General features: G+C 64.0%; 5 protein-coding genes and 1 pseudogene. 5 read left to right on the top strand and 1 reads right to left on the bottom strand.

Translation table 11 applies throughout. The features are described from left to right. Nucleotides 1-211: 211 nt before the first annotated feature. Nucleotides 212-5,071 carry an NAD-glutamate dehydrogenase gene (locus B2V21_RS16570; protein WP_286917433.1) on the bottom strand — a complete coding sequence of 1,620 codons (4,860 nt, stop codon included), beginning with the start codon at nt 5,069-5,071 and terminating at the stop codon, nt 212-214. A gap of 267 nt (nt 5,072-5,338) precedes the next feature. On the opposite strand from B2V21_RS16570, the gene B2V21_RS16565 reads away from it, so the two are divergent. From B2V21_RS16565 to B2V21_RS16545, 5 genes and pseudogenes are all read left to right on the top strand, one after another. Further along, nucleotides 5,339-5,689, top strand: coding sequence for a hypothetical protein (locus tag B2V21_RS16565; protein ID WP_286917432.1), 351 nt, complete (start codon nt 5,339-5,341; stop codon nt 5,687-5,689). A gap of 251 nt (nt 5,690-5,940) precedes the next feature. Next, nucleotides 5,941-6,900 carry an AAA family ATPase gene (locus B2V21_RS16560; protein WP_043187645.1) on the top strand — a complete coding sequence of 320 codons (960 nt, stop codon included), beginning with the start codon at nt 5,941-5,943 and terminating at the stop codon, nt 6,898-6,900. Between the two features lie 4 nt (nt 6,901-6,904). Then, entirely contained in the window at nt 6,905-7,849 is a 945-nt protein-coding gene (locus tag B2V21_RS16555; protein WP_049861000.1) for a DUF58 domain-containing protein, read from the top strand. Continuing rightward, the gene (locus B2V21_RS16550) at nt 7,846-8,343 is read left to right on the top strand and encodes a DUF4381 domain-containing protein (RefSeq protein WP_286917431.1); all 498 of its coding nucleotides are present in this window, start codon (nt 7,846-7,848) and stop codon (nt 8,341-8,343) included. Before B2V21_RS16555 ends, B2V21_RS16550 begins: the two co-directional genes overlap by 4 nt. Then, nucleotides 8,336-8,695 (top strand): annotated as a pseudogene (locus B2V21_RS16545) (BatB protein); the annotation flags it as partial. The gene B2V21_RS16550 and the pseudogene B2V21_RS16545, both read left to right, overlap by 8 nt.

Below are 8,695 nucleotides of genomic sequence, written 5' to 3'. Positions count from 1 at the left end.
CTTCGACCAGATCGCCGAGTTCCGCGATGCCGCGGCCAACGCGAACATTCCGGTGGTTCAGGCTTGATACCACGCTGAAATGAGCTGCACAAAAAAACCCGTCATTTGACGGGTTTTTTTGTGGGTGGAGGTAAATGTCGCAGTCAGCAGGTCCGACGCTTTCGCGGGCAAAGCCCGCTCCCACAAGGACCTGCAGAAATCAACGCTGGCCTCAACTGACTTGCACCCCCCCGCTCAACGCCAGGTCCATTAGCTCACGATTCGCCACCGCATACATGGCGTAATCGGTCCCTGTTGCCGCCTTGATCTCGTCGAGCATGGCGCGCCAGCGCTTGACCATCACCTCATGCTGTTCCAGCCACAGATCCAGGCGCTCCTCGACGTCTCCAGGTGCGTCCTGCATCTTCAGCACGGAGATGGTGATCGCCCGTTGCTGCAGGTCGATGTCGTCGCGGAAAGCCTCGCGGGCCAGCGCCTGCCAGTTGTTCTCCACCGGCAGGCTGCTGATCTGCTGCAGGTACCAGGTCAGGTCCAGCTTGCTGCCCACGGCGAAGAACGCCTTGGCCACTTCGGCGGCATTCTGACCGGTTACATCCGATGCCTCGATGATCGGCAGCAGCGTGTACAGGTGGCTGGTGCCAGCGACCATGCGCGCCAGCAATTCCGGCACGCCTGACTCGACGTAGCCCTGGTAGCGGGCCTGCCAGCGCTCGCGGGTCGGCCCCTCGAGCAGTTCGTCGAGCTTGAGACCCAGGGCCGCGATATGCGGACCGAAGTGCGCCACGTCGCGACCGGCGTCCAGCTCGTTGCGGCGGCTGCGCAGGAACCAGCGGGTGGCGCGACGGCCCAGGCGCATCAGCTCGTCCATCAACGCCAACTGCACATCGGCGGAGACCTGATAGTCCAGCGCCTCGATCTGGCGGAACCAGTGCGGCAGGTGGAAGATGTCGCGCACGATGGCGTAGGCGCCGACCACGCTGGCCGGCGTCATGCCCGTGGACTCCTTCAAACGCTGGACGAAGGTGATGCCCATGTTGTTGACCAGGTCGTTGGCGATCTGGGTGCTGACGATCTCGCGCTTGAGGCGGTGGCTGCGCATGGCCTCGGCGTATTTGCTGACCAGCGACGGCGGGAACGCCGTTTCCATGTCGCGGGTCAGGTAGACGTCGTCGGGTACCGGCGAGGCCAGCAGCGCTTCGTTGAGGTCGATCTTGCTGTAGGAGATCAGCACCGACAGCTCGGCCCGGGTCAGGCCCTGCTTGTTCGCCACGCGCTCGTTGAGCTGCTCCTCGGTCGGCAGGAATTCGATGGCCCGGTCGAGCTTGCCACGCGCCTCGAGGTCGGCCATCAGACGACGGTACTCGGCCAGGCGCTCATAGGCCTTGCGCGCCGCCAGCGACAACGCCTGGGTCTGCTTGTAGTTGTTGCCCAGCACCAGATGACCGACTTCCTCGGTCATGCTGCCCAGGAGCAGATTGCGCTGCTTCTCGGTCATGTCGCCGGCCTGCACGGCTTCGTTGAGCAGGATCTTGATGTTGACCTCGTGGTCGGAGCAATCCACCCCGGCCGCGTTGTCGATGAAGTCGGTGTTGGTGGCACCGCCGTTGAGGCCGAACTCGACACGCCCCAGTTGGGTCATGCCCAGGTTGCCGCCCTCGCCCACCACCTTGCAGCGCAGCTCGTTGCCGTTGACGCGCAGCGCATCGTTGGCCTTGTCGCCCACATCCGCATGGCTTTCGTCGCTGGATTTGACGTAGGTACCGATACCGCCGTTCCACAGCAGGTCGACCGGTGCCTTGAGCAGCGCATTGAGCAGTTCGGTCGGGGTCAGCTTGTCGGCCTTGATGTCGAAACGCTCTTTCATCTGCGCACTGATGGCGATGCTCTTGGCACTGCGCGAGAAGATCCCGCCACCGGCGGACATGATCGAAGTGTCGTAGTCGCTCCACGCCGAGCGCGGCAGGTCGTACAGGCGCTGACGTTCGGCGAAGCTGCTGGCCGGTTCCGGGTTGGGGTCGATGAAGATATGCAGGTGGTTGAACGCCGCCACCAGTTGCAGCTTGTCGGACATCAGCAGGCCGTTGCCGAACACGTCACCAGCCATGTCGCCGATGCCGATGACAGTGATGCTGTCTTTCTGCACATTGATGCCGCGCTCGCGGAAATGCCGCTGCACGCCCACCCAGGCACCCTTGGCGGTGATGCCCATCTTCTTGTGGTCGTAGCCTGCCGAGCCGCCCGAGGCGAACGCGTCGCCGAGCCAGAAACCGTAGTCGATGGCGATGCCGTTGGCGATGTCGGAAAAGGTCGCGGTGCCCTTGTCCGCAGCCACCACCAGGTACGGGTCATCATCGTCGTGACGCACGACGTTGGCCGGCGGCACGACGCTGCCGTCCTTGAGGTTATCGGTGATGTCGAGCAGCCCGGAGATGAAGATGCGGTAGCAGGCCACCGCCTCGTTCTGCACCTCGTCGCGGCTGCCGCCCAGGGGCAGGCGGCGCGGAACGAACCCGCCTTTTGCGCCCACCGGCACGATCACCGAGTTCTTCACGTGCTGCGCCTTGACCAGGCCCAGCACTTCGGTGCGGAAGTCTTCCTCGCGGTCCGACCAGCGCAGGCCACCACGGGCCACGTTGCCGAAGCGCAGGTGAACACCCTCGACCCGTGGCGAGTAGACGAAGATCTCGAACTTGGGCACCGGCTTGGGCAACTCGGGAATCAGCTTGGGGTTGAACTTGAAGCTGAAGTACGACTTCACCTGGCCATTGCTGTCCGGCTGGTAGAAGTTGGTGCGCAGGGTGGCCTTGATCAGGTCCAGGTAGCGACGCAGGATGCGGTCTTCGTTGAGCACCTGAACGTCGTCCAGGGCGGTGAGAATCGCCTGTTCCAGACGCTGCTGCTTGTCGTCCAGGTCGTCGCCGGCCAGCTTGCGTGCCAGGTAGAAGCGGGTCTTGAACAACCGCGTCAGTTCGCGGGCGATGTCGGTGTGGTTGTTCAGGGTGCTGGCGATGTAGCCCAGATCGAAGCCCAGGCGAATCTGCTTGAGGTAGCGCGCGTAGGCACGCAGCAGGGCAACGTCGCGCCACGGCAGGCCTGCGGTCAGCACCAGCCGGTTGAACGCATCGTTCTCGGCGTCGCCGCGCACGATATGGACGAAGGCGTCCTGCAGGGTGTCGTTGAGTTGCTGGATGTCCAGATTCAAGCCTTCGCTGTAGGTGAAGGCGAAGTCGTGGATCCAGTACTCGCGGCCGCTGCGATGACGCAGGCGGTACGGGAACTCGCCGAGCACGCGCAGGCCCAGGTTCTCCAGGATCGGCAGGACGTCGGAGAGCGCCAGCGGCGTGTCGGCGTGGTACAGCTTGCAGTGCAGCTGGCGTTCACCGCTCTGCGCCAGTGGCTGGTAGAAGCTCATCACCAGCGGGCGGGCTTCGGACAGGGCCAGCAGGTGCTGCATGTCCACCACTGCCGAGTGCGCCGCGAAGCGCTCGCGGAAACCGGCCGGGAAGCCTTTCGGGAAATCGGCCAGCACGTTGGTGCCGGCGGCCTCGCCGAAGCTTTCGATGGTCAGGCTGGCGTAGTCGTCCTGCCACGAGCGGCAGGCCTGGATCACTTCGTTTTCCAGCTGCTGCGGGTCGATGTCGATGCGGTTCTTCGGATCGACACGCAGGATCAACTGCACACGCGCTAGCACCGACTCGGAGAAGAACGTCCAGAACTCGCAGTCCGTGGCCTTGAGGCGCTCCATCAGCACCTGCTGGATCTTCTGCCGCACTTCGGTGGAATAGACGTCGCGCGGCACATAGGCCAGGCAGTAGCAGAAACGGCCGTAGGGGTCCTTGCGCAGGAACACGCGGATCTTGTTGCGCTCCTGGATCTGCACGATCGACATGACCGTGCTGAACAGCTCGTCGATCGGCGTCTGGAACAGGTCGTCACGCGGCAGCACTTCGACCACCTGGGCCAGTTCCTTGCCCAGGTGTGCCTTGGCATGGAAACCGGAGCGGCGTTCGATCTCGGCGACCTTGCGGCGAATGTAGGGGATCTCGCGCACGCTCTCGCCATACACTGACGAGGTGTACAGGCCCATGAAGCGGCATTCCTTGAGCACCTTGCCGTCGGCATCGATCTGGCGGATCGACACGTAGTCCGGATAGGCCGGACGATGCACGCGGCTTGGATGGGCCGCCTTGGCGAAGGACAGCAGCATCGGCTCGTGCAGGTATTGCACGGCGTAGTCTTCGATGTGCAGTTCTTCGCTGCTCAGGCCGGCGCGCAGCAGCCGGGTCAGGCCGAGGAAGGACGCGGGGTCGTAGCTGAGCTGACCGCCCTGGGCGTCGGCATCGACCACGAATTCCTCGTAGCCCAGAAAGGTGAAGTGGTTGTCGGTCAACCATTCGAGGAAGGCCTTGATCTCGGCCTTTTCCTGCTCGTCGCTGGCGAACGCGGTCTGCTCCACCAGGGTGATCATTTCACGGACCTTGGCCTTCATCGGCTCGAAGTCCTGCACCGCAATGCGCACCTCGCCCAGCACCTGCTCCAGCTCGCGAGCGAGCACGTTGAGTTCGGCGGCGTTGGCGCAGCGGTCGATTTCCAGGTACATCAGCGATTCATGCAGGACGTCTTCGCCCTGGGCACCCTTGGCCAGCACTTCGAGCAGCTCGCCCTGGCTGCCGCGGCGCACACTGAGCACTGTGGTCTGCAGGGTATGAATGCTGTAGCCGCGGCGGTTGAGCTCGGTACGCACCGAGTCCACCAGGAACGGCAGGTCGTGGTGCAGCACCTCGACGGCGGTGTGGGTGGACTGCCAGCCGTGACGTTCGTAATCGGGGTTGTAGACCCGCACCTGCGGCTTGGCATGATCGAAACGCTGCAGCAGGCGCCACGCCGACAGGGTGCAGCCGGCCAGGTCGCTGAGGCGGCGCTGGGTGAGTTCGTCCAACGAGATGATGCCGAAGAACTGATCGGCGAACAGCGCCACTTGTGGCAGTTGCTGCTCGCTGATGTGCTGAGCCAGGGCCGATTGCAGTTGATGCTGGAAGTCGGCTTTGCTGGCTGCGGTGAAGAACGCCATCTGTGGTACTCCGCTTGGGCTTTGTTATTGGGTGAAGCGTCGCAGGTCACCCCGGTTCGGATCAACCATAGCCAATCCGGCGCTGCAGGGCGACATTCAAGAGGTCCAACGACCTAGCTTACCCAGAGCCCGGCATGCACTCTTGCGGTGCGGCGACATATTCGGTCATGCAGGAGTTATCGTACGAGCCCGCTGGCACGGGCGTTCCAGCCACCTTGCAGCTTTACCGCTATAATCGCGCCACTTTCCTACAATGGGACCTCCCGCATGCGCATGACCGCCTCCCTGCTGATGGCCAACCCTCGCGACGAAGAAGAAGACGACATGGCCCTGCTCTGCTGCCATGGCAGCGAAGGGGAAATGTTTCTGATGACGCGTTTTCCGGACGAAGAAGAGCTGGAAATCACCCTCGGCGAAGAGCCTTACCTGTTGCGTGACCTCAAGGTGACCCTGAGCGCCAGCCGCCTGCTGGTGGAAGTGGCCGCTGCAGATGCCGATGTGTTCGGTGGCGATGATGTGCTGGAAATCGAGCATGCCAGCGATGCGGCGGAACTGGCGGAGATCGGGGAGACGTTGAGGATTTTGCTGGCGGGTGTCGGGACATTGGAAATCAACTGACCTCGCTCTCCGCAGCCCTGTATATCTGCATACGTGTAGGAGCGGCCGGTGGCCGCGAAATGGCCGGCCGACCCAACCGATCTCTGTGGCCGTGCAAGCTTGTTCGCGGCCACTGGCCGCTCCTACGGGACTCAGAGGTGCCCGGTCGAACACGCCGATTCCTCTCCCACCCCCCAATGCATTAAAGTAGCTGCCCCCGGCCAAGACGCCCTCACCCGCGTACTCGGTCCCTTGTTCAGGAACCGTCAACGATGGAACATCGTGAAGCGCTGATCGCGCTGCGAACCTTTCTTTCCACGCAGATCCTTGGCCAGGAGAAACTGGTCGAGCGCCTGCTGATCGTGCTGCTGGCAGACGGTCACATGCTGGTCGAGGGCGCGCCGGGGCTGGCCAAGACCAAAGCGATCAAGGAACTGGCCGAGGGCGTCGAAGCGCAGTTCCATCGCATCCAGTTCACTCCGGACCTGCTGCCCGCCGACATCACCGGCACCGAGATCTATCGGCCCGAAACCGGCAGCTTCGTGTTCCAGCAGGGTCCGATCTTTCATAACCTGGTGCTCGCCGACGAGATCAACCGGGCGCCGGCCAAGGTCCAGTCGGCGCTGCTCGAAGCCATGGCCGAGCGCCAGGTGAGTGTCGGGCGCAGCACCTACGACCTCTCGCCCTTGTTTCTGGTGATGGCCACGCAGAACCCGATCGAACAGGAAGGCACCTATCCCCTGCCCGAGGCACAGCTGGACCGGTTCCTGATGCACGTCAAGATCGGCTTTCCGGATGCAGCCGTGGAACGGCGCATTCTGCAGCAGGCCCGGGGCGAGGCGCTCAATGGCGAAACCAAGCCGGAGCGGCGTGTCAGTCAGCAGGCGATTTTCGCCGCGCGCAAGGAAATCCTCGGGCTGTACATGGCCGACGCGGTGGAGGAATACCTGGTGCAACTGGTCATGGCGACGCGCACCCCGAGCAAGTTCGACGCCGAGCTCGGCGAGTGGCTGGCCTACGGTGCCAGCCCGCGCGGGTCCATCTCGCTGGACCGTTGCGCACGGGCCCACGCCTGGCTCGCAGGACGTGACTTCGTCAGCCCCGAAGACATCCAGGCCGTGCTCTTCGACGTCCTGCGCCACCGCATCATCCTGTCGTTCGAGGCAGAAGCCGCCGGTGTCGACCAGGATCGCGTGATCCAGCGCATCCTCGACGTCGTGGCCGTCGCCTGAGCCCATGAGCCAGGAGCCGAGGCCAGAGCCTGGCATTCGCATCAGCCTGGCCGAGCTGATCGAAATGCGCCATCGGGTGCGCGAGGTGCAGTTGTTCTCCACCCCGGCCCAGCGCAGCCCGTTGATCGGCTTGCATCATTCCAAGCTGCGCGGACGCGGTGTGGATTTCGACCAGGTGCGGGTTTATCAGGCCGGCGACGATGTGCGCAGCATCGACTGGCGCGTCACCGCACGCACCCAGGAGCCGCACACCAAGCTGTTCCATGAGGAGCGCGAGCGGCCGATCTTCATTCTTGTCGAACAGAGCCGACGGTTGTTCTTCGGCTCCGGCCAGATGTTCAAGTCGGTACTCGCGGCCCAGGCGGCCGCTCTGATCGGCTGGGCGGCGCTGGGGCATAACGACCGGGTCGGTGGGCTGGTGTTCGGCGATGGCGAGCACTATGAAATCAAGCCCCGGCGCAGCAAGCAGAGCCTGCTGCAGCTGCTCAACCGCCTGGTCCATGTGAATCAATCACTGCACACCGAAGCGTTGCCGGAGAAGGACGCGCTGGGCATGGCCCTGCGCCGGGCACGGGAGGTGCTGCGCCCTGGCAGTTTGGCCATCGTCATCTGTGACGAACGGGCGCTCACCGATGGCGCCGAACAGCAGCTCAGTTTGCTCTCGCGTCACTGCGACCTGCTATTGCTGCCAGTCTCCGACCCGCTCGACCATGCGCTGCCGGCCGCCGGGCTGTTGCGTTTCGCCCAGCGCGGCAGGCAGATGGACATCGATACACTGAATCCGGACATGCGCCTGGCCTATCGCGCCCTGAGCGAGGCACGCATCGCTCGGTGGGAACGCCTGGCGCAGAAACTGCGCGTGCTGCTGATGCCTTTGAGCACTCAAAGCGAAATGATCGAGCAACTGCGTGAGTACCTCAATCCGCAACGGCCGGGCAAACTCAAATGAGCACGCTCGAGCAACTGCAGCCCTTGATCGCGCCGCCGCCGATCGGCCTCTGGCCACCGGCGCCCGGCTGGTGGCTGCTCGCGGTGCTCCTGCCGACGCTGGCATGGGCCGGCTGGCACTGGCGTCACAGCTGGCGGCGCAAGGTCGTGCTGCCTGTTGCAGCCGAGCAACCTCTGGATCCTGTGCGCCAAGGCGCGCTGGAAGAGCTGGCCCGCCTGCCCAGACCCTACGACGGCGCCCCCGCAGGCGCCTGGTTGCAGCAGATCAACGGGCTGCTCAAGCGCCTGTGCCGCAACCATTACCCGAACGCCAACAGCCATGTGCTCAATGGCCGCCAGTGGCTGGCATTTCTCGACAACCGCTGCCCCGCCGCCGGCCTCACGCGCTGGATGGTGCTGGTGGAAGGGGTCTACAAACCCGAATGCAAGCTTGACGACAAGGCCATCGCCGGCCTGCAGCAGTCAGTCGAAACCTGGATACGCAAGCATGTTTGAGTTTGCCTGGCTGTGGGTCTTCGCCCTGCTGCCGCTGCCCTGGCTGCTGCGCGTGCTGTTGCCGCCAGCCGACAGCGGCGAGGCGGCGCTCAAGGTCAGCTTTCTCGATGAACTCGAAGGGCTGGCCGGTCGCCGTGCACGGATCAGCCTGCCGACCTGGCCGCAACAGGCACCCTACGTATTGCTGTGGCTGTTGCTGCTGATCGCCGCGGCACGCCCGCAGTGGCTGGGTGATCCCCTGCCCATCGCCGCCAGCGGTCGCGACCTGCTGGTGGCGGTGGATGTGTCCGGGTCCATGGATTACCCCGACATGCGCTGGCAGAACGAGGACGTCAGCCGGCTGGAGCTGGTC

Origin of the sequence: Pseudomonas sp. UBA6276 (assembly GCF_002438365.1) — a bacterium.
GTDB classification, from domain to species: Bacteria; Pseudomonadota; Gammaproteobacteria; order Pseudomonadales; family Pseudomonadaceae; genus Aquipseudomonas; species Aquipseudomonas coleopterorum.
Note: the sequence above shows the minus strand (reverse complement) of the source record. Positions and strands in the feature narration are given on the sequence as shown.

What these genes read in the sequence shown, in the direction of transcription:
- B2V21_RS16570 (WP_286917433.1), bottom strand. Translation starts at nt 5,071, where the DNA reads ATGGCGTTCTTCACCGCAGCCAGCAAAGCCGACTTCCAGCATCAACTG.
- B2V21_RS16565 (WP_286917432.1), top strand. Translation starts at nt 5,339, where the DNA reads ATGCGCATGACCGCCTCCCTGCTGATGGCCAACCCTCGCGACGAAGAA.
- B2V21_RS16560 (WP_043187645.1), top strand. Translation starts at nt 5,941, where the DNA reads ATGGAACATCGTGAAGCGCTGATCGCGCTGCGAACCTTTCTTTCCACG.
- B2V21_RS16555 (WP_049861000.1), top strand. Translation starts at nt 6,905, where the DNA reads ATGAGCCAGGAGCCGAGGCCAGAGCCTGGCATTCGCATCAGCCTGGCC.
- B2V21_RS16550 (WP_286917431.1), top strand. Translation starts at nt 7,846, where the DNA reads ATGAGCACGCTCGAGCAACTGCAGCCCTTGATCGCGCCGCCGCCGATC.